Consider the following 20,286-nt stretch of genomic DNA (forward strand, 5'->3'; position numbering starts at 1 on the left):
TTGGACGTGTATGTTCCGGGGCCGAGAGCCATGGAAGGGACCAATCCGGTGAACAAGAAGCTTGTGGCTGCACTGTCCGGCGGTGCCGCACTGGTGCTCGCGCTGACCGGCTGCAGCGACGACAGCAGCAAGAAGCTCAACGACTGGGCGAAGACTTTCTGCGACCCTGCGCAGGCGCAGTTCAAGCAGATCCAGGACGCCAACGCCGCCATGCAGACGGCCGACAGCGGCAACACGGACTCCAAGAAGGTCCAGCAGACCGACTCGGCGGCCTTCCAGAAGATTTCCCAGGCCTACGCCTCGCTGGCCAAGTCCCTGGAGAAGGCCGGGCCCCCGCCCACCGACGAGGGCCAGAAGGCCCAGCAGAACGCCGTCAAGGAGCTCAACTCGCTCTCCAAGGGCTACGCGGACCTCCAGAAGCAGGTCAACAAGCTGGACACCTCGGACAAGCTCAAGTTCGCGGACGGGCTGCGCGATCTGTCCAACGGCATCAACAAGCTCAACAAGCAGAGCGAGCAGGCCTTCAAGAACCTGGAGGCCGGCGACGTCGGCACCGCGATGGCCAAACAGAAGGGCTGTCAGAACCAGAGCGCGAGCGGTTCCCCGGTCCCCACGCCGTCCAAGAAGTCGTAGCGGACGCGAACCGGCGGCGGCCCGGCGACGCGCCCGAGACGGGCGTGGGCGCCGGGCCGTCGCCGATTGTCAGTGGCAGGGCCGACAATGGTGGGCGTGAGTACGCACCTCCCCACCGCAGATGCCCAGGACCCCGAGAGCACCGCCCGCACCGCCCGGCTGCGTGAGGCGCTGCAGGCCGCCGCCTTCACCGCCGACGGACTGCTGGACCTGCTCGGCGCGCCGGCCTATGCCGCACTGGCGCGCAGCGAGACCGTCCCCGCACTGCGGGCGACGCGCGGCGACAGCCCGCTGGAGACCCTGGTGCGGCTGTTTCTGTTGCAGCGTCCGGTGGAGCTGCGGCGGGCGCAGGCGGCGTTGCCGGTCGAGGACTGCCTCGCCGACGGCTGGCTGGTGCAGGACGGCGACGAAGTGCGCGCCAGTGTGGACGTCCGCCCGTACGGCGGCCCCGAGGGGCAGGACTGGTGGATCGTCTCCGACCTGGGCTGCGCGGTCGGCGGCGCCGGCGGCATCCGGGGCGCCGGGGAGGCCGAGCGCGCGCAGCTGGTGCTCGGCGTCGGCGGTGCGTCCACGACCCTCGCCGGGATCACGGTGCGCAGGCCGGTCGCCAAGGCGCTCGATCTGGGTACGGGTTCCGGCATCCAGGCGCTGCACGCCGCCCAGCACGCCACTCGCGTCACGGCCACCGACCTCAACCCCCGGGCACTGCGGATCGCCGCGCTGACGCTGGCGCTCTCCGGGGCGCCGGCCGCGGATCTGCGGGAGGGCTCGCTGTTCGAGCCGGTCGGGGCGGGGGGCCCGCCGGCGAAGCAGGGGGCGGAGACGTACGACCTGATCGTGTCCAACCCGCCGTTCGTGATCTCGCCCGGCGCCCGGCTCACGTACCGGGACGGCGGGATGGGCGGAGACGACCTGTGCCGGACGCTTGTCCAGCAGTCCGCCACGTACCTCAACGACGGCGGATACTGCCAGCTGCTGGCCAATTGGCAGCATGTGGAGGGCGAGGAGTGGCACGACCGGCTGCGCTCCTGGGTGCCGCGGGGCTGCGACGCCTGGATCGTGCAGCGCGAGGTACAGGACACCACCCAGTACGCCGAGCTGTGGCTGCGCGATGCCGGCGACCATCGCGCCGGTGACGAGACGTACGACGCGCGGTACGACGCCTGGCTCGACGAATTCGAGGCGCGCAAGACCAAGGCAGTCGGTTTTGGCTGGATCACGCTGCGCAAGTCCGGGTCCGACACTCCGTCGATCACGGTCGAGGAATGGCCGCATCCGGTGGAACAGCCGCTGGGGGAGTCGGTCGTACGGCACTTCGACCGCCAGGACTATCTGCGGGCCACGGACGACGCGGCGCTGCTGGCCGGCCACTTCCGGCTCGCCGACGAGGTGGTGCAGGAGCAGGTCGGGCTGCCCGGGGCGGAGGACCCCGAGCATGTGGTGCTGCGACAGAACCGCGGTATGCGGCGGGCGACGAAGGTCGACACGGTCGGTGCGGGCTTCGCCGGTGTGTGTGACGGCTCGCTGCCTGCCGGGCGGATTCTGGACGCCATCGCCCAACTCGTCGGCGAGGACCCGGTCCTGCTGCGGGACCGTACGCCGGCCTCGATCCGGACGTTGATCGAGCAGGGGTTCCTGGAGCCGGTGGCCGCGGAGGACTGACGGGGCAGCGGGGGAGGGATCCGTACGGGACAAGCGGAAGTCGTTCATCCGGCGTTCGCCGGGATGCCGCCCTGGAGTGCCACGCTGCCCGCATGGAGAGTGGACCCGAGGCGTTCGCCGGTGCGGCGTTCGCGCTGTTCGGCGCCGGACTGCTGGTGTGGACGGGCGTATGCGTGCGGACCGGCATGCCGGTCGCCGACGGCGTCAGCCGGCCGGTCGCCGCCGTCGCGGCGCTGCTGGCCGGAGCGGTGTTCCTGACCACGGGGTGCTGGTTGCTGGCCGGGTTGTAGCCGCGGCCGACGGACAGCCGGGAGCCGGTCCTCAACTGCTGTTGCGGGGCGCTACGTTCACTTCCGGCCAGTTCTGTCGTAGTTGGCCGGCGGTGAGCGGTACGAGGGAACTTTCGCGGCCCGTCAGCCCATGTTCCTCAGTGAAGGTCGCCAACAGGCCACAGACCGTCAGTGAGGACTCTCCATGAACCGTGCACTTCGCTTCGCCGCCGTCGGCGTCGTCGCCGTCTCCCTGCTCGCCGGAGGCTCGGCCGCCGCGTTCGCCGCGCCGCAGGAACTCCACTCGCCCGCGCCGATCGTGGCCACCGCACCGGCCGCGGCGTCGCTGACGGCCAAGGCCAGCGCCACTACGGTCAACGCCTGGCAGGAGTTCCGGATCTCCGGCGTCGCCAAGGGCATCACCGCGGGCACCAAGGTCACCGTCCAGCAGAAGCAGGGCGTCAAGTGGGTCTCGCTGCCCGCCCAGTCGCCGGTCAACGCCAGCGGTTCGTACTCGGTGCGGGTCAAGCTGGGCCTCAAGGGCGTCAACCAGCTCCGTATCGGCGCCGGCAGCACGGTCTCGCCGGTGGTCACCGTCACCGTCCGCTGAGGCGGGGCGGTCCGCGCCACGGCCGGACCGCCAGGGCGCGCCCCGGGGCGTGTCGTGTCGGGCCCCGGTGGCCCTGCAAGACGCGGTCTAGCCCACGAGGTTGCGCCCGACCATCCACACCGCGGCAATGCCCAGCACCACGGCATTGCCGCGGGCCGTCAGCCCTGGCCGGTAGGCGCGCCCGCCGAGGCCCGCGACCAGCCAGCGTGTGAGGAAGTACGCCGCGGCCGGGACGCCCAGGGTGAGCAGCACGGCGTTGTCGTGGAAGGCCGTCACCACGTCGCCGTGCATCAGGTCGTAGGCCATCCGGGTTCCGCCGCACACTGGGCACAGCAGCCCGGTGGCCCATTTGAACGGGCAGGGGATCAGCAGCTGCCCGGGCCGGTGCGGATCGGTGTGCCAGAGGTAGACGGCGGCCGCCGCACCGACGCCGAGCGCGATCGACGCTCGGCGGACGGTGCGGGTCCGGATCGACGCCCCGGTGGGCCCGGCAGGTTCGAGGGGGTTCACACGCTCAGCGACCTGGCGTAGTTGACCTGGTTGAGCACGAACATCACCTGCTCGCGCGACTGCACCGGGACCATCGTGGAGTGGTGCCGGCCACCGCTGTTCACCGTGACCTGCACGAACCCGGTCGTCACCCGCTCCTTCATCAGCAGGAAGAGCAGACCGAGCAGACAGAAGAGGAAGAAGACGATGGCGAGCACGACCGCGTGCGCCGGCATCTTCTCCTCCGTCCGGGACATGTCGGTCGCCGTCCACACCGCGCCCTTGAGCGGCATCGGCCCGGCCGGCGTCATGATCGTGTCGCCGGCCACCGCTATGTCGCCGAGCGACAGCGACATTCCGCCGATCTGCGGCCCGGCCTGGAATCCGCCGGGCGCCGGCGCCGGTGCGCTCGGGGGCGCGCTCGGCGGTGCGCTTGGTGGGAAACCGGGCGGGGGAGGCTGCGAACCGGCCTGCGGATAGCCGTATCCGGGGTCCCCGGGGCGGCCGCCCTGCGGGTATCCGTAACCGGCGTCGGCGGGCTGACCGCCCGGTGGCGTGGCGTACGGATTGTGGCCCGGCTGTTCCGGCTGTTCCGGTGGCGGTCCGGGGTACTGGTTCGCCATGGGTGATCTTCCCCCCGAGAGTGCGTGATGACGGCAGTACTCGGCTCGAGCGGCGAGCCGTGCCGTCTCCATCCTGCCAGCCCGCTTACGTGCTGTATCAAGGCGATGACAGCATCCGGGGCCGCCTTGTGACAGTCGCCCGGCCCGCGGACGGGGCCGCGGGTGACCCGCGCATCCTGCGTACCGTCGGGTTTCCGTCACTGTGTGAGATCGCCGACGGCGCGGGGGCCGCGTCGCACGGGGGATGGCCGGGCAGGATGCCGGGGAGCGTCGCGGACCCGCCATGATCGACGAACCCGTCCCAGGGCCCGTGATGATGCGGCTGATGCGGTCCGGGCGGCATGAAGGCATGTAGTCGGGTTACCGTTCGAGTGGCGTTGCGGGGTTTTTCCGTTTGACACGGGGGCGGGAGGTACCGTCACACTCCGCAGCGTCAAGCGTCACCGCAGTGCACCCCAGCGTCCGGCCGGGGGGCATTTCCAGCGTCGACCGGAGAGAAGAGCGAAGTTGTCCCCGACCAACGAAGCCACAGAGGGCGGCGGCCGCCGACTTGTCATCGTCGAGTCGCCTGCCAAGGCGAAGACGATCAAGGGCTACCTCGGCCCTGGCTATGTGGTCGAGGCCAGCGTGGGGCACATCCGCGACCTGCCCAATGGCGCGGCAGAGGTCCCGGCGAAGTACAAGGGCGAGCCCTGGGCCCGGCTCGGCGTGAACGTCGACGCCGACTTCCAGCCGATCTATGTGGTCAACAGCGATAAGAAGGACCAGGTCAAGAAGCTCAAGGAGCTGCTGGCCGAATCCGACGAGCTCTACCTCGCCACCGATGAGGACCGCGAGGGCGAGGCCATCGCCTGGCACCTCCAGGAGATCCTCAAGCCCAAGGTCCCGGTCCACCGGATGGTCTTCCACGAGATCACCAAGGACGCGATCCGCGAGGCCGTGGCCAATCCGCGCGAGCTGAACCAGAAGCTGGTCGACGCCCAGGAGACCCGCCGGATCCTCGACCGCCTCTATGGCTACGAGGTCTCGCCGGTCCTGTGGAAGAAGGTCATGCCGCGGCTGTCGGCCGGCCGGGTGCAGTCCGTCGCGACCCGTCTCGTCGTCGAGCGGGAGCGCGAGCGCATCGCCTTCCGCTCCGCCGAGTACTGGGACCTGACCGGCATCTTTGCCACCGGCCGGGCCGGATGGGGGTCCCCCCGGGCGAGCGAAGCCGAGGCTGGGGGAGCCAGCGACCCCTCGACGCTGACCGCCCGGCTGAACACCGTCGACGGCCGCCGTATCGCCCAGGGCCGCGACTTCGGCCCCAACGGGCAGCTGAAGACCGATGTGCTCCATCTGGACGAAGCGAACGCCCGCGCGCTCGCCGCCGCCCTGGAGAACACCGACTTCGCGGTGCGCTCGGTCGAGTCCAAGCCGTACCGCCGCTCGCCGTACGCCCCGTTCCGTACGACCACCCTCCAGCAGGAGGCCAGCCGCAAGCTCGGCTTCGGCGCCAAGGCCACCATGCAGGTGGCGCAGAAGCTGTACGAGAACGGCTTCATCACCTATATGCGTACGGACTCCACCACGCTCTCGGACACCGCGGTCGCCGCGGCCCGGGCGCAGGTGACGCATCTGTACGGCGCGAACTACCTGCCGGACAAGCCGCGCACGTACGCCGGCAAGGTCAAGAACGCCCAGGAGGCGCACGAGGCGATCCGCCCCTCCGGCGACCGCTTCCGTACCCCCGCGGAGACCGGTCTGACCGGCGACCAGTTCAAGCTCTACGAGCTGATCTGGAAGCGGACCGTCGCCTCCCAGATGAAGGACGCGACCGGTAACTCCGTCACCGTCAAGATCGGTGGCCGGGCCGCCGACGGCCGGGACGTCGAGTTCAGCGCGTCCGGCAAGACGATCACCTTCCACGGCTTCCTGAAGGCCTACGTGGAGGGCGCCGACGACCCGAACGCGGAGCTGGACGACCGCGAGCGCCGGCTGCCGCAGGTCGCCGAGGGCGATGCGCTGGCCGCACGGGAGATCACCGCCGACGGGCACGCCACCAAGCCGCCCGCCCGCTACACCGAGGCCACGCTGGTCAAGGAGCTGGAAGAGCGCGAGATCGGCCGCCCGTCGACGTATGCGTCGATCATCGGCACGATCCTCGACCGCGGCTATGTCTTCAAGAAGGGCACCGCGCTCGTCCCGTCGTTCCTCTCCTTCGCGGTGGTCAACCTCCTGGAGAAGCACTTCGGCCGGCTGGTCGACTACGACTTCACCGCCAAGATGGAGGACGATCTCGACCGCATCGCCCGCGGTGAGGCGCAGGCCGTGCCGTGGCTGCGGCGCTTCTACTTCGGCGAGGGCGAGGCCGAGGGGGCCGCGTCGGACGCCGGCAACGGCGACGGCGACCACCTCGGCGGGCTGAAGGAGCTGGTCGAGGACCTGGGCGCGATCGACGCCCGGGAGATCTCGTCCTTCCCGGTCGGCGACGACATCACGCTGCGGGTCGGCCGCTACGGCCCGTACGTCGAGCGCGGCGAGAAGGACTCCGAGGGACATCAGCGCGCCGATGTCCCCGACGATCTCGCGCCCGACGAGCTGACGGTGGAGTACGCGGAGGAACTGCTGGCCAAGCCGAGCGGCGACTTCGAGCTGGGCATGGATCCGGAGAGCGGCCACCAGATCGTCGCCAAGGACGGCCGCTACGGCCCGTACGTCACCGAGATCCTGCCCGAGGGCACCCCGAAGACGGGCAAGAACGCGGTCAAGCCGCGCACCGCCTCGCTCTTCAAGTCGATGTCCCTGGACACGGTGACCCTGGAGGACGCGCTCAAGCTGATGTCGCTGCCGCGCGTCGTCGGCAAGGACGCCGAGGGCGTGGAGATCACCGCGCAGAACGGCCGCTACGGCCCGTACCTCAAGAAGGGCACCGACTCGCGCTCCCTGGAGAACGAGGAGCAGCTCTTCACGATCACCCTCGACGAGGCGCTGGTGATCTACGCACAGCCCAAGCAGCGCGGACGGGCCGCCGCCAAGCCGCCGCTGAAGGAGCTGGGCACGGACCCGGTGAGCGGCAAGCCGGTGGTGGTCAAGGACGGCCGCTTCGGTGCGTATGTCACCGACGGCGAGACCAATGCGACGCTGCGGCGGGACGACGACGTCGAGACGATCACCGCCGAGCGGGGTTACGAGCTGCTGGCGGAGAAGCGCGCCAAGGGGCCGGCCAAGAAGACCGCGAAGAAGGCGGCGGCCAAGAAGGCGCCGGCGAAGAAGACGGCCGCGAAGAAGACGGCCGCCAAGAAGACCGCGGCGAAGAAGACGACCACGGCGAAGAAGACGACCGCCAAGAAGGCCACCGCCAAGACGGCGGCGGCGAAGAAGACGGCGGCGTCGACCGAGGACTGAGGTCGCACCGGCGGGTGCGGCCGGTCGAAAAGCGCAGGACAAGGGCGGGCAAGACGGACACGTTCCGTCGGGCCCGCCCATTTGTTCGGGCAGGCGCCCGGCAGTGTGCGTCGTCCCGATAGGCTGGCGAGATGACGCGTGCCGAGCAGCCAACGGTCGTGCCCCCCACTTCAGGCGCCCTAGCAGCGGATTCCCGCGAGCGCGCCGTGCGAGCCCTGCTCCGCTTCCCCCCGCTGAAGCGACTGTGGAGCGCCCAATTTGTCGGGGGCATCGGCGATGCCCTGTCCATGCTTGTCCTGGTACTCCTCGCCCTTCAGGCGGCGCTGTACGTACCACTGGGAGGCGAGGCCGTCTTCGGCGGCGGCTATCGCGGCGCCGCCCTCGCGGTCACCGCGGTCTTCGCGGCCCGGATGCTGGCGATGCTGCTCTTCGGAGCCGTTCTGCTGGGTCCGCTGTCCGCGCTGACTGCGCCCTCCGGGCCGCTGGACCGGCGCTGGACCATGATCGGCGCGGATGTGCTGCGGCTCGCGCTGTTGGTCGTCGCCCCCCTGTGGATCGACTGGACGCCGGCCGACGCACTGGCCTGGCTGCTGGTCACGGTCTTCGTCACCGGCGTCGGCGAACGCTTCTGGACCGTTGCCCGGGAGAGCGCGGCGCCCGGACTGCTGCCCACGCCTCCCCCCGAAGGCGCCGCGGTGAGGCCGCTGCCCGACAACATGGACGCCCTGCGCCGCCTCTCGCTGCGCACCACCTTCGTCTCGCTGCCGATCGCGGCCGCCGCCCTGGTGGTTGTCACGCTCATCAGCAAGCTGCTGGGCACCGGCATCGACTGGTTCCACCTCCACCAGGTCGCGCTCGGCTCGTACGTCGCCGCCGGGCTGTTCGCCGCCTCCGTATCGATCCTCTACTTCATCGAACTCCCCGGTGTGCAGACACCGCGGCCGCGCTCCCCTCTGGAGGGGCTGCGCCGCCCGAAGAGCGCCGGTGCGAGGACCGGAGCGCAGGGCGAGAAGGCGGAGAACGGCGCGTCCCGGCCGGCCGTCGACAAGGGCCGTACGGGCGCGATCCCGCTGCTGGTGCTGGCTTGCGCCGCGGTGGCCGCCGCGATCGCCGCGGCCGTCTCGCTGGCCGTGCTGCACGCCTTCGATCTCTCCGGCGGACCGGCCGCCTTCGCGCTTCTGGTGCTCGCGCTGACCGGCGGTACGGCCGTCGGCATCCGCGGTGCCCAGCGGGTGCTGCCCGCCCTCTCCCGGCGCCGGCTGCTCGCCCTCGCGGTGGCCGCCACCGGCGTGGCGCTGCTGGCCATGGGGCTGGTCCCGGACTCGACGACGGTGCTGCTGCTCGCCCTGCTGGCCGGTGTCGGCGCCGGAATCTCCGCCAATACGGGGCACGTCCTGCTGGAGCAGGAGTCCGAGGAATCCCGCACCGCCCGTACGACCGAGCATCTGCACGCCGTCGTACGGCTCGCGGTCGCGCTGGCCGCCATCGTCGCGCCGCTGCTCGCGGCCGTCATCGGCCCGCACCGCCTCGGCAACGACACCTTCGACTTCGCGTACGGCGGCGCCGCCTACACCCTGATGCTGGTCGGCGCGCTGCTGCTGCCGGTCGCCGCCTTGGTGCTGGGCAAGGTCGACGACCGGCAGGGCGTACCGCTGCGGCGTGATCTGCGGGAGGCGCTGCGCGGCGGCGACCCGGACCAGGCGCCCGCCCCCACCGGCTTCTTCATCGCCCTGGAAGGCGGCGACGGCGCGGGCAAGTCCACCCAGGTCGAGGCGCTCGCGGAGTGGATCCGCGGCAAGGGCCACGAGGTCGTGGTGACCCGCGAGCCGGGCGCCACCGCCATCGGGAAGCGACTGCGCTCGATCATCCTGGACGTCTCGACGTCCGGGCTCTCCGACCGTGCGGAGGCGCTGATGTTCGCCGCCGACCGGGCCGAGCACGTCAACAGCGTCGTCCGGCCCGCCCTGGAGCGCGGCGCGATCGTCATCACCGACCGGTACATCGACTCCTCGGTCGCCTACCAGGGCGCCGGGCGCAACCTCGCGCCCACGGAGATCGCCCGGATCAACCGCTGGGCAACGGACGGTCTGGTCCCGCACCTGACCGTGCTGCTCGACGTCTCCCCCGAGACCGCTCGTGAGCGCTTCACCGAGGCACCCGACCGGATGGAGTCCGAGCCCGCCGAATTCCACCAGCGGGTACGGGCCGGCTTCCTGACCCTGGCCGCCGCCGACCCGGGGCGCTATCTGGTCGTCGACGCCGGGCAGGAGCCGGAGGCCGTCACCACCGTCGTACGCCACCGCCTCGACCAGGTGCTCCCGCTGTCCGAAGCCGAGGTCAAGGCGCAGGCCGAGGCCCGTAAGGCGGCCGAGGAAGAGGCCCGGCGCAAGGCCGAGGAGGAGGCCGCGCGCAAGGCCGAGGAGGCGCGCCTGGAGCGTGAGCGCCAGGAGCAGCTCGCCAAGCTGCGCGCCGAAGAGGAGGAGCGCAAGCGCCAGGAGGCCGAGCAGGCCAAGGCGCTGGAGGCCGCCCGCCAGGCGGCGGAGGCCCGGCAGCGCGCCGAGGAGGTCCGTCAGGCCGCGGAGGCGGAGCGGCTGCGGCGGGAGGCCGAGGAGCGGACCCGCCAGGCCGAGCAGGAGCGGCTGCGCAAGCAGCACGAGGAGGAGGCGCGGCTGCGCCAGGAGGCCGAGGAGCGCCGCCTGGAGAAGCAGCGCAAGGCCGAGGAGGCCCTGCTCCGCGCCGAACAGGCCCGGGTGGCGGCGGCCGAAGCGGCGGCTGCCGCGGAGGCCAGGGCGGCCGCGGCAGCAGAGGCGCCCACCGCGGAGACGCCGGTGGCGGATCTGCGCAAGCGGCTGGGGGAGGGCGACGGCGGGTCCGAGGCGCGGCCCGAGCGGCGCGACGATGTGTCCCGTGCGGCGGATGAGACGGCTGTGCTGCCGCCGGTACGGGACGCCCGTGACACCCCTGGGCGCGGCTCGGACGTCGAGGAGACGACCGTGCTGCCGCCCGTACGGAATGCCCGTGACACCCGTGGGCGCGGCTCGGACGTCGAGGAGACGACTGTGCTGCCGCCCGTACGGGACGGGGGCGTGCGGAGCGATGACGTGCGGGGCGACGACCCCGCCGACCGTGTGCCGCCGTGGATGTTCCGCAAGGAGGCGCCGAGCGGCGCGACCCACGCGAACGGCGTAAACGGCATGACGGGCATGGCGTCGGGGCAGCCCTCGGCCCCCGCCGCCGAATCCGGCATCGAGCGCACCCGCGAACTCCCGCAGATCGACCCGGCAACGGGCCGCCCCGCGGAGACCCCGCAGCGCAGCCGCCCCCGCCCCGAATGGGCGGAGGAGACCCCGCTGGACGATCTGCCCACGCTCGCCGACGAGCTGCTCGGCCCGCGCGACGACGAGGACGCGGACGGCGGCGCGGGTGACGACGGCCGTCGCGACGGCCGGGGTCGGCGCCGCTAGCCGAACGGGAAGCCCCGTACCACCGGCCGTGGCCGCGGCAGAGATGCTGCGGCCACGGCCGTTTTCCGGTTCCGGACGGGTTCCGGGCGGGTCCTGGCCGCCCGCTCGGAACCGGCTTCCGGATTCGTTTGTCAGTGGGTTGCACCACAATGGGTCAAGCGCGGAGCAACGCGCGGAGTGTGGGTCCGTGTGCGCTCGCACTCCGCACGGCACGAGCAGGACCGAACGGATCAGGAACGGCAGGCAGCGATGGCGGTATGGGACGACGTGGTCGGCCAGGACCGGTTGACGGCGCAGCTGGCCGCGGCCGCGCGCGATGCGGACGCCATCGTCACCGCGGAGCACGCGGCACACGCGTCGCGCGAGGCCCGGCCCGGTGAGCAGCCGGCGCCGCCTTCCGCCGACCGGACCGGCGCCTCCCAGATGACGCACGCCTGGCTGTTCACGGGCCCGCCCGGCTCCGGTCGGTCCACCGCGGCCCGCGCCTTCGCCGCCGCCCTGCAGTGCGTCAGCCCGGACCGCGCCCTCGGCGGCGCCCCCGGCTGCGGCTTCTGCGACGGCTGCCACACCGCCCTGGTCGGCACGCACGCCGACGTCGAGATCGTCCGTACGGACCTGCTGTCCATCGGCGTCAAGGAGACCCGCGACCTGGTCCGCCGGTCCTCGCTCTCCCCGGCCGGCGGGCGCTGGCAGGTGATCGTCCTGGAGGACGCGGACCGCCTGACCGAAGGCGCCGGCAATGTCCTCCTCAAGGCCGTCGAGGAGCCCGCGCCCCGTACGGTCTGGCTGCTGTGCGCCCCCTCCATCGAGGACGTCCTCCCCACCATCCGCTCCCGCTGCCGCCACCTCACCCTGCGTACGCCGCCGGTCGGCGCGGTCGCCGACGTCCTCGTACGGCGCGACGGCATCGATCCGGCGGCCGCCGATCTGGCCGCCCGTGCCACCCAGGGCCATATCGGCCGGGCCCGGCGCCTGGCCACCGACGAGCGCGCCCGCGCCCGTCGCGCCGCCGTACTCGAACTCCCCCTCCGCATCGATGACATCGGCGGCTGCCTCAAGGCCGCCCAGGAGCTGATCGACGCCGCGGGCGAGGACGCCAAGCAGGTCGCCGAGGAGGTCGACACCAAGGAGACCGAGGAGCTGCGCGCCGCGCTCGGCGCCGCCGCCGGAACCGGCGGACGGCTGCCGCGCGGCACGGCCGGCGCGATGAAGGAGCTCCAGGACAAGCAGAAGCGCCGCTCGACCCGCACCCAGCGCGACAGCCTCGACCTGGCCCTGGTCGATCTCACCGGCTTCTACCGCGATGTCCTCGCCCTCCAGATGGGCGCCTCGGTCCCGCTCGCCAACGACGAGGTGCGCGACAGCGTCCAGCGCATCGCCGCCGGCTCGACCCCGGAGCGCACCCTCCGCCGGATAGAGGCGGTGATCGCCTGCCGCGATGCCCTGGACCGCAATGTGGCACCCCTGCTCGCCGTCGAAGCCATGACGGTGGCCCTCCGCGCCGGCTGACCCCACCGGACCGCGGCCCGTCCGCCGTCCACCCACTCACCCCGAAGAGAACGGAGAGTCGACACTCAAGGTCCCCACCCGGATACTCTCCGTCCGGACCCGTCACTGCTCATCCGCCCTCACCTCGCCACCGAAGCGGTCGCGACCGCACCAAGCCGTCGTCACCACACCAAGCCGACCGCAGCACTGGGCCGGCTGCCCGGCACCGCGACCGCAGCTCCGCACCGCCACAACCCTCCAGGGACTGACACCGCACTTCAGGGACCAAGACCAAGGGACCGCCCATGGCCACCAGCCGCCTGCTCCGCACCTCCGCCGCCGCCCTCGCGGCCACCGCTCTGCTGATCTCCGGCTGCTCCTCGGGGAGTTCGTCCCCCGAAGCCGCGGCGGCCCCGGGCCGCACGGCGGAGGCCGGTGCCCAGCGCCCCGCCGACGATGCCTCCCTCGCGCCCCTCCCGGCCGCCACCCCGGCCAATCTGCGTCCGTACTACGACCAGAAGCTGAGCTGGCATCCCTGCGGGGTGGCCGGCTTCGAGTGCGCGACGCTGAAGGCGCCCCTGGACTACACCAAGCCCGGCGCGGCCACGGACCTGAAGCTTGCGGTGGCCCGCAAGAAGGCCACCGGCCCCGGCAGCCGGATCGGCTCCCTCCTGGTGAATCCGGGCGGCCCCGGCGGTTCGGCGATCGACTATCTCCAGCAGTACGCGCCACAGCCCGCGGCGGTCCGCGCGCGCTACGACATGGTGGCGATGGATCCGCGCGGTGTGGCCCGCAGCGAGCCGGTCGAGTGTCTCTCCGACAAGCAGATGGACCGCTACACCCAGACCGACCAGACCCCGGACTCACCGGCCGAGGTCAACAAGCTCACCACCGCCTACCGCAACTTCGCCAAGGGCTGCGAGTCCCACTCCGGCAAGCTGCTCCCGCACGTCTCCACGATCGAGGCCGCCCGCGACATGGACGTGCTGCGCGCCGTCCTGGGCGACCAGAAGCTCAACTATGTGGGCTCCTCGTACGGCACCTTCCTCGGCGCGACCTACGCCGGTCTCTACCCGCCCCGGGTCGGCCGCATGGTCCTCGACGGCGCCATGAACCCGGCGCTGGACAGCCGCACCATCAACATCGACCAGACCGCCGGCTTCAACACCGCCTTCACGGCGTTCGCCAAGGACTGCATCAAGCGGAAGGACTGCCCGCTCGGCACCAAGAGCGTCCAGGACGCCGGCCGGCAGCTCTCCGCCCTCTTCAAGAAGCTCGACGCCCATCCGGCGGAAACGGGCGAGGCCCGCAAGCTCACCGAATCCCTCGCCACCACGGGCGTCATCGCCGCCATGTACGACAACCGGGCCTGGCCCGTCCTGCGCCAGTACCTCGCCCAGGCCAAGGCCGGCAACGGCCGCGGGCTGCTCACCCTCTCCGACAGCTACTACGAGCGTGACCCCTCGGGCGACTACGCCAACCAGATGTACGCCAACCCCGCCGTCAACTGCCTCGACCTCCCGTCCGCCTTCACCACCCCCGACCAGGTCCGGGCCTCCCTGCCCAGCTTCCGCAAGGCCTCCCCGGTCTTCGGCGAGAGCTTCGCCTGGGCCTCCCTGAACTGCGGCTACTGGCCGGTCAAGCCCACCGGCACGGCCCACCGCATCGTGGCCAAGGGCGCCGCCCCGATCCTCGTCGTCGGCACCACCCGCGACCCGGCCACCCCCTACGTCTGGGCCAAGGCCCTCGCCTCCCAGCTCTCCAGCGCCACCCTCCTCACCTACGACGGCGACGGCCACACCGCCTACGGCCGCGGCAGCGACTGCATCGACACCGCGATCAACACCTACCTCCTCGAAGGCACCGTCCCGCCCAACGGCAAACACTGCAAGTGACCCTCCTCACACCCGCCACCCGCCGACCGGCCCACTCCGCCGTCCTCCTCTGACCAGCCCCTAAACGGGTTACAGAGCACCCCTCAGCGATGTGTAGACTGGGCCGCGCACCACGCCGCCTTAGCTCAGTTGGCCAGAGCAACGCACTCGTAATGCGTAGGTCTCGGGTTCGAATCCCGAAGGCGGCTCTGCGAAAAGGCCAGGTCACGTAGCCCGTGACCTGGCCTTTTGCGTTGCTCGGGGCATGACGCGTCACATGGCCAGTGGTGCCGTGGGATGGCTTGCGTGAGCGGAGGCGCTCAGGGGCCTACCTCTTGGGCTTCCGGAGCTTGGCCTTCTTGTCCGCCTTGGGCTGGGCTTTCGCCTTGTTCTTCGGCTTGCCTCCCCTGCCCTTACCGCCGTTCTTCGCCGCGGCCTTCTTGGCCTTCTCCTTTTTCGCGGCCTTGCGGGCTGCCTTCTCCGCGGGAAGTTCGTACTCCGCATCGGGCTTATCACCTAGGCCGGGTTCGATACCGGAAGCTGCATTCTCGCTTTGAGCGGCGGCGTCGGGCGCATCGTGGTGCAGCGGGAAGCAGACGCTGTCGAACGGCTCCTCAACGAGGGCACGTTATGCTCTGCGGGGGCCGCCCCCCCCGCACTGGCGCCTGCTACACCGAGCGTGCGCCAAGGTGCTCCAGCAACGCCTGCACGTCAGCTGCGTTCATTCCTGCCACCATCGGCGCCTCGTCCTCAGGATCGGCGAGCTGCCGCACCTCGGGGTCGTCGAGGATGCTGCCCATGAACTCCAACTTCTCCGCGAGCCGCATGGAGACGACATCATCGACGCTTCCCGCTGTTGCGAGGACGGTGATCCGCGTGTCTGTGCCGTGGGCGAGGCCGAGGCGGTGGATGCGGTCCAGGCTCTGCAGGAACCGGCCTGCCTGAAAGTCCCGGTCTACGTACACGGCGTCATGGCAGACCTGGTGGAGGCTGATTCCCTCGCCGAGCGTTGCCGGGTTGGAGATCAAGACGCTGCAATCCGGATCCTCGCGGAAGCGCCTCAGCTCCTCCTCCCGGTCGAGGCTCCCCCCGTGAACTGCGGCGGGCTGGAATGGCGCGAGCAGCGCTTGCAGCGACGTGATACTCCGGACGAAGCTCGTCCACACCAGAGTCTTCCGCCCCGCAGCGGTATTGGCAGAGACGATGGACAGCGTCTCCCCGTACTTGGGCGGTAGTTCGTAGTCGGGGAGCTTGCGGAGAAGGGCAGCCAGCGAGTCCCCCTCCGGCACGTCCAAGGGCGGGACACGGAAGTTCAGCGGTTCGTAGCGCGTGGAGCCGCGGACGAGGAGTGCGGGGCTTGTCGCGGCCATCAGCAAGCGCAGCACTGCCTTGCCGAGCGCTTCGAAGTCGCCTCGGTCGGCCGCTGCGCGAGGGGAGAACTTGCCGACCAGGGCGTCGTAGATCTCGCGGTGCAGAGGCGGCATCGGGAGATAGCGGACCCGGGTCTCGACAGGCGGCAAGCCCAGCTCCGCCTTCGTCGTCCGCGTGTAGAGGGGCCGCAGGACCTGACTCGCGTGAGCCAGGTCGCCGCCGTCCACGGCCTGGGTGACTATGCGCCGCCCGTGGCCGGGCCAGACGAACGAGAGCAGGTTCTCCAGGTCCTTCGACCCGTTCGGCGCCGGGGTGCCGCTGAGAATCATGCGCACACGGCTGAGCGGACCCAGCGCCATGCAGGCAGCACCGTAGACGCCGGCGCCGCCGAGCTTCATGCGGTGGGCCTCATCGAGGATGAGTAGAGCGGGAGCCGCCTTCAGCCAGTGCGACAGGCCGGCGAGTGCCCGGTCCAGCCGTTCGTAGTTGACCAGGAGGATGTCCGCCGACGGGGGGGCCGATTTGCCGAGCACCTGCACGTCCAGAGGTGTGGAGAAACACTCCCGCGCCTCCAGTTGCCATGCCTCGTAGGCAGACTTCGGGCTGACCACCAGAATTCGGTTTACCGCTCCCTGCTCCCGCAGAGCTGAGAAGACGGCCAGGGAGACGCGGGTCTTGCCGGCGCCGGGCACGCTGAAGTTGGCGCCGTGGCCGACGGCGAGCAGCCGGGCGATGTCCCGTAGCTGGAAGGAGGTCAGAGGCCCTTTCCAGGTACCGCCCAGCAGCGGTGGCACCTCTTCCGGGCTAATGCTCTCCTCGTCCGGCGTGCCGTTCAGCAGCCGGTCTGCCGTTTCCGCCGTGTCGAGCATCTCGCCGACGAGGACGCGGAACTCCTCCTCCCAGACCACGCTCTCCGGCTGCGGCCACGCGGCCAGCGAGCTGAGGCTGACGAGGAAGCTGTCGAGGGGCACAGCGGCGGAGAGACGGTCGGTCATCCGGCCGCTGGGGAAGCTCGCGATCATCTGGCCCAACGCTCCGCGGCACTCCGGCACGGTCCGGAGAGCCGCCTGGGTGCGTGTGGTGTCGAAGCCGATCACCAGGCTGGGCTGGGTACCCACTCAGCGTGCCTTTCCGGTGGCTTCGAGGAGCCACGACAGTCCGTCGCCTGGCTCTTCGACGGTCCGCCGGGCCTCGATCGCGAGCTTCTCCAGCCTCTTTCTCAGTTCGACGACGGCATCGTCGAATGCGTCCTCATCGAGGCTTCGCTGTGCCCGGGAGAGGACAAGGTCCGTAACGCACTGCTCGATGCTGCGACTGGCGTCTGCGAGGCGTGTGGGCGCGGCTTGCTTGCGCTTGGTGATGCGGGCGTCCCGGCCGGCGTCAGTGATGGCTTCGTCCATCGCCTTGCGCATGCGTTTGAACTCGGCTTGTGCCGTGGTGACGGTTTCCGGCGGCGCCGAGCTGCTCGCCTGGGTAATTGCCCGAGCATGGAGCACGGCGTCCGTCAGAGCCCTGGCTGCTGCGACAGCGGGGCTGGGGCCTTGTACCGCACGCCCCAGCCCAGGGATCGCAAGGCCTTCTTGGCCGGCCGCGGGGGCGACAGCCGCGCCTGACGGCAGTGTCTTGGACAGGTACGCGTCACGGAACCTGTCATCGATGAAGCGTACGTCCGTCTTGGCGAAGCCCATGAGCATGGCAGCCAGGCGGTTCTCCACGAGCAGGTCTGCCCGCTCAGGATTGACGCTGTACTGCTTGTCGTAGGCGCGCTGCAGCTCGCGGAACTTCTCCGCCTGCTCCTCGAACGCAACCAGCGAAAGTCGCTCTCCGGAGATCTCACTGCGCTTGACCAGCTGGCGGATGATGGAGAGCACCCACTGGTCCTGCCGAACCCGGGCAGTGGTGGTGCGGAATGTGGTGGCGATCGCCGCGAGCGGAGTGCCTTGGTCGACCAGCTCCTCCACGGCAAGCAGGCGGTTGATGTAGGAGTAGTCCCGCCGGTGTTCCTTGCGCAGCTGCAACGACAGCTCGATGGCAGCAATGTCCTGCCAGTCGCAGGAAGGAGGAAGCACAGCCACGCGCATGGGGTGGGTGGGCCCGTGGAGCTCCAGCAGTGCGGCACGTCTTGTGTTGCCGTTGACGAGGATGCCTTCGTGGGTGATCAAGCCGGGCTCGGTCTGCCCGAATTCCTTCAGGCTTGCGGCCAGCTCGTCGAACTCGGGGTCAGTCTTCGCCGGGTCGGCCGGGATGACCTGCAGCAGGCGGCCCAAGTACCTCTGGCTGTCCGTGCTCCAGGGATCCGCTTCGAGAACGGCCGACTTTTCGGGGTCGTGGCCGGATTGCGCACGGATCCGATGGGTCGCCGGGTTGTAGTACAGGTCGCCGACCTGCATATCGATCACTTCGAGGTGCTCGGGCTTGCCCCGCCATTCGACGGTGAACGTTTCGCGGGTGCCGCCGCCGGCCGCGCTCTCGGCGAGCCGGGTCCGGACGGTGGCCCGGTTCTCCTCCGCCCTCGGGGGCAGCCCGTAGTCCATTGCCATGTCCGCTGTCCTCGCTCCTGCCTCTACTTGCCTTGCTCCGGATGCCGTTCGGACCTCCTGGGCTCTCAGCCGAGGCCGAGTTCATGACGCAGCCGGGCGCGTGACTCCTCGGGCAGGGACCTGTAGGCGCTCCAGAGCTGCTCCAGCCGGCTGAACTGCCGCTCGTTGGCTTTCACCCAGCCGGACAGTACCTCGCGCTCGATGGAGCTGAGGGCGGCGGCTTCCTTGAGGACCCGGCCGAGGTCCGCGACCAGTGCTCTGCCGCCGATGCGGCACCGCTTGCACTCAGTGATCATCTCGGTGACCTTGGCCCCGTCGGGCTTCAGGACTTCTCGACGTGCGATGTCCAATTGAGCCGCCTGGTCAGTGTCGGGATACACATCACCTGGAACGATCCCGCAAGAGCGGCACATGTGACCGTCCTGCTCGATCACCTCGCGCCGGCGCCCTGCGCCGATGGCTGTCGTACCCGACTTCCGGGTGGCGCGACCCGGCTCCCAGACGGGGTCGCCCCGTTCTACGAAGCGCTGTTCGTGAGAGTCGAGGCCGGCGTCCTCGCGGTTGGTGTTGATGCGCCATCCGAAGTCGCGCAGATCCCGCATGCGCCGGTCCACCTGAGACACGCCGGGGAACGCTTCGCGCAGTGCCTCCTTGGTGAAGGTCTCCCCCTCACCGACCTCTGAGACCAGCCAGAGGGCGACCCGCTTCATCGTTCCAAGGCTGTCATCGCGCCACGACGGTGTCACGGTGTCTCCAGGTTCATGAAGTGGTTGCGGCTGGGGCGGCCCTCAGACTGCAATTGCGGAAACTCATTACTAGCACGGGTGCCATCTGTTATTCCAGCAGTTTTGGGATCTTTACTCACACCGGCTTGAGTAAAGATCCGATTCGCCCCACTGTGTCGCCATTCATGTCGTTATTTTCCAGGGGGCATAAATGCATCCTGCGTAAAAATGGCGAACGCCTCCCCGGCGCCCCTTCCAGGGGTTAGGCTGCCGATGATCACGCAACCCCTGCTGATTTCTGGCGAGCGAGAGGGCTTCTTTGGCATGCCGTCACTCGGATCGATCAAGCCCACCTCTGTGGCCGAGGCCACGGACGAGGTGAGGGCATTCGCCCTGGCGTTCAAGTCCCTGATTCCCCGCATCCTTCCGGGGGCCACCATGGCCGAGAAGGCTCGGGCTCTCACGGTTTCCCCCTCCTTGCTCTCTCACTGGCTGCATGGGCGCAGGCTGCCCCGCCCGGGAATCTCGCGCGAATTGGAGCCCTTGGCGCGAGGTGGGCAGGAAGATGAAGGTGGCCAGGTCAGGCGGGAACTTGCTCACCTTGAGGAGCTCCTGCGGGTGGCGCGCAACGCGTCCTGCCGCCGCTGTGCGGGTGGATGCATCCGCTGCCGAAAGCCCCCCGAGGGGGACCGGCGCAACGGCGCGGCTGATCACGCCGACAAGGGGGACCGGCGCAACAGCGACAGTGCCGCTGTGGAGAATTCGACGCTCCCTGGCCGCCTCGCGGCGCTCCCTCCTGCCGACCGGGCCGCTTCCTTGTGGAGCTTGGGGGCGACCCTGGGGGAGGGTGAGATCGGCGCACTGGCGGCCGCACTGGGGCGGGCTCGAATGCATTCTGAAATGGAGGTGATTCTGCGTTCTGCGGAATCTGCGGGAAAGGATTCCGTGAAAATTGCGCTCGCTGCCAGCAGGTTGCCCTAGGGTGTAGGTGGATGATTCTCCGTGTCATCCAGAGATGCGGAAAATGGAGGTATTCTATGCGCAATCTTGCACCGGCTTGCGCTTGCTGGTTATCCGGCACCGCCTGCCGGGCACCGCCGCGCAGGAAGAGCAGGGAAGGTCGGCCAGAGGCTGCGAACCGTGGTCCAACCTCC

The 20,286-nt window shown here is 70.3% G+C and carries 13 protein-coding genes and 1 tRNA gene; 9 read left to right on the plus strand and 5 right to left on the minus strand.

All coding sequences use genetic code 11. The features are described 5' to 3' along the window. The first annotated feature begins 48 nt into the window (after positions 1 to 48). The 4 genes from KI385_RS24955 (at position 49) to KI385_RS24970 (ending at position 3,174) form a co-directional block, all read left to right on the plus strand. Positions 49 to 633 carry a small secreted protein gene (locus KI385_RS24955; RefSeq protein ID WP_238574352.1) on the plus strand — a complete coding sequence of 195 codons (585 nt, stop codon included), beginning with the start codon at positions 49 to 51 and terminating at the stop codon, positions 631 to 633. Between the two features lie 87 nt (positions 634 to 720). After that, complete coding sequence (locus KI385_RS24960) at positions 721 to 2,295, plus strand: DUF7059 domain-containing protein (RefSeq protein ID WP_425356949.1); 1,575 nt, start codon at positions 721 to 723, stop codon at positions 2,293 to 2,295. A 92-nt stretch (positions 2,296 to 2,387) separates the two neighbouring features. Next, a complete protein-coding gene (locus KI385_RS24965) occupies positions 2,388 to 2,585 on the plus strand; it encodes a hypothetical protein (protein ID WP_238574354.1) in 198 nt (65 codons plus the stop codon). A gap of 184 nt (positions 2,586 to 2,769) precedes the next feature. Next, a complete protein-coding gene (locus KI385_RS24970) occupies positions 2,770 to 3,174 on the plus strand; it encodes a hypothetical protein (protein WP_238574355.1) in 405 nt (134 codons plus the stop codon). Positions 3,175 to 3,261: 87 nt separating this feature from the next. On the opposite strand, the gene KI385_RS24975 is transcribed toward KI385_RS24970, so the two are convergent. Both KI385_RS24975 and KI385_RS24980 read right to left on the minus strand, forming a co-directional pair. Further along, positions 3,262 to 3,684, minus strand: a complete 423-nt coding sequence (locus KI385_RS24975) for a DUF2752 domain-containing protein (protein ID WP_238574356.1) — start codon at positions 3,682 to 3,684, stop codon at positions 3,262 to 3,264. Further along, entirely contained in the window at positions 3,681 to 4,286 is a 606-nt protein-coding gene (locus tag KI385_RS24980) for a hypothetical protein (protein WP_238574357.1), read from the minus strand. The genes KI385_RS24975 and KI385_RS24980 overlap by 4 nt, the downstream gene beginning before the upstream one ends. A gap of 507 nt (positions 4,287 to 4,793) precedes the next feature. Between KI385_RS24980 and topA the strand changes: the two genes are divergently transcribed. The 5 genes from topA to KI385_RS25005 all read left to right on the plus strand — a co-directional run bounded on the left by topA (position 4,794) and on the right by KI385_RS25005 (position 14,705). Further along, complete coding sequence (gene topA, locus KI385_RS24985; RefSeq protein ID WP_238574358.1) at positions 4,794 to 7,670, plus strand: type I DNA topoisomerase; 2,877 nt, start codon at positions 4,794 to 4,796, stop codon at positions 7,668 to 7,670. Between the two features lie 131 nt (positions 7,671 to 7,801). Further along, a complete protein-coding gene (gene tmk / locus KI385_RS24990) occupies positions 7,802 to 11,134 on the plus strand; it encodes a dTMP kinase (RefSeq protein ID WP_238574359.1) in 3,333 nt (1,110 codons plus the stop codon). Positions 11,135 to 11,383: 249 nt separating this feature from the next. Continuing rightward, positions 11,384 to 12,643, plus strand: a complete 1,260-nt coding sequence (locus tag KI385_RS24995; RefSeq protein ID WP_238574360.1) for a DNA polymerase III subunit delta' — start codon at positions 11,384 to 11,386, stop codon at positions 12,641 to 12,643. A gap of 284 nt (positions 12,644 to 12,927) precedes the next feature. After that, positions 12,928 to 14,517, plus strand: a complete 1,590-nt coding sequence (locus KI385_RS25000; RefSeq protein ID WP_238574361.1) for an alpha/beta hydrolase — start codon at positions 12,928 to 12,930, stop codon at positions 14,515 to 14,517. A 114-nt stretch (positions 14,518 to 14,631) separates the two neighbouring features. After that, positions 14,632 to 14,705: transfer RNA gene (locus tag KI385_RS25005), tRNA-Thr, on the plus strand. 459 nt (positions 14,706 to 15,164) lie between these two features. On the opposite strand, the gene KI385_RS25010 is transcribed toward KI385_RS25005, so the two are convergent. From KI385_RS25010 to KI385_RS25020, 3 genes are all read right to left on the minus strand, one after another. Next, a complete protein-coding gene (locus KI385_RS25010; RefSeq protein WP_238574362.1) occupies positions 15,165 to 16,985 on the minus strand; it encodes an SNF2-related protein in 1,821 nt (606 codons plus the stop codon). Then, positions 16,986 to 18,407, minus strand: coding sequence for a ParB/RepB/Spo0J family partition protein (locus KI385_RS25015; protein WP_238574363.1), 1,422 nt, complete (start codon positions 18,405 to 18,407; stop codon positions 16,986 to 16,988). Positions 18,408 to 18,472: 65 nt separating this feature from the next. Next, positions 18,473 to 19,117, minus strand: coding sequence for a hypothetical protein (locus tag KI385_RS25020; RefSeq protein ID WP_238574364.1), 645 nt, complete (start codon positions 19,115 to 19,117; stop codon positions 18,473 to 18,475). Positions 19,118 to 20,286 lie beyond the last annotated feature (1,169 nt).

The sequence above is a fragment of the Streptomyces inhibens genome (assembly GCF_022221585.1).
In the GTDB taxonomy this organism is placed as follows: Bacteria; Actinomycetota; Actinomycetes; order Streptomycetales; family Streptomycetaceae; genus Streptomyces; species Streptomyces inhibens.

Coding starts and splice junctions, on each gene's coding strand:
- KI385_RS25020 (WP_238574364.1), bottom strand. CDS start 19,117: ATGAAGCGGGTCGCCCTCTGGCTGGTCTCAGAGGTCGGTGAGGGGGAG.
- tmk (WP_238574359.1), top strand. CDS start 7,802: ATGACGCGTGCCGAGCAGCCAACGGTCGTGCCCCCCACTTCAGGCGCC.
- KI385_RS24965 (WP_238574354.1), top strand. CDS start 2,388: ATGGAGAGTGGACCCGAGGCGTTCGCCGGTGCGGCGTTCGCGCTGTTC.
- KI385_RS25000 (WP_238574361.1), top strand. CDS start 12,928: ATGGCCACCAGCCGCCTGCTCCGCACCTCCGCCGCCGCCCTCGCGGCC.
- KI385_RS24995 (WP_238574360.1), top strand. CDS start 11,384: ATGGCGGTATGGGACGACGTGGTCGGCCAGGACCGGTTGACGGCGCAG.
- KI385_RS24960 (WP_425356949.1), top strand. CDS start 721: ATGGTGGGCGTGAGTACGCACCTCCCCACCGCAGATGCCCAGGACCCC.
- KI385_RS24980 (WP_238574357.1), bottom strand. CDS start 4,286: ATGGCGAACCAGTACCCCGGACCGCCACCGGAACAGCCGGAACAGCCG.
- KI385_RS24970 (WP_238574355.1), top strand. CDS start 2,770: ATGAACCGTGCACTTCGCTTCGCCGCCGTCGGCGTCGTCGCCGTCTCC.
- KI385_RS25015 (WP_238574363.1), bottom strand. CDS start 18,407: ATGGCAATGGACTACGGGCTGCCCCCGAGGGCGGAGGAGAACCGGGCC.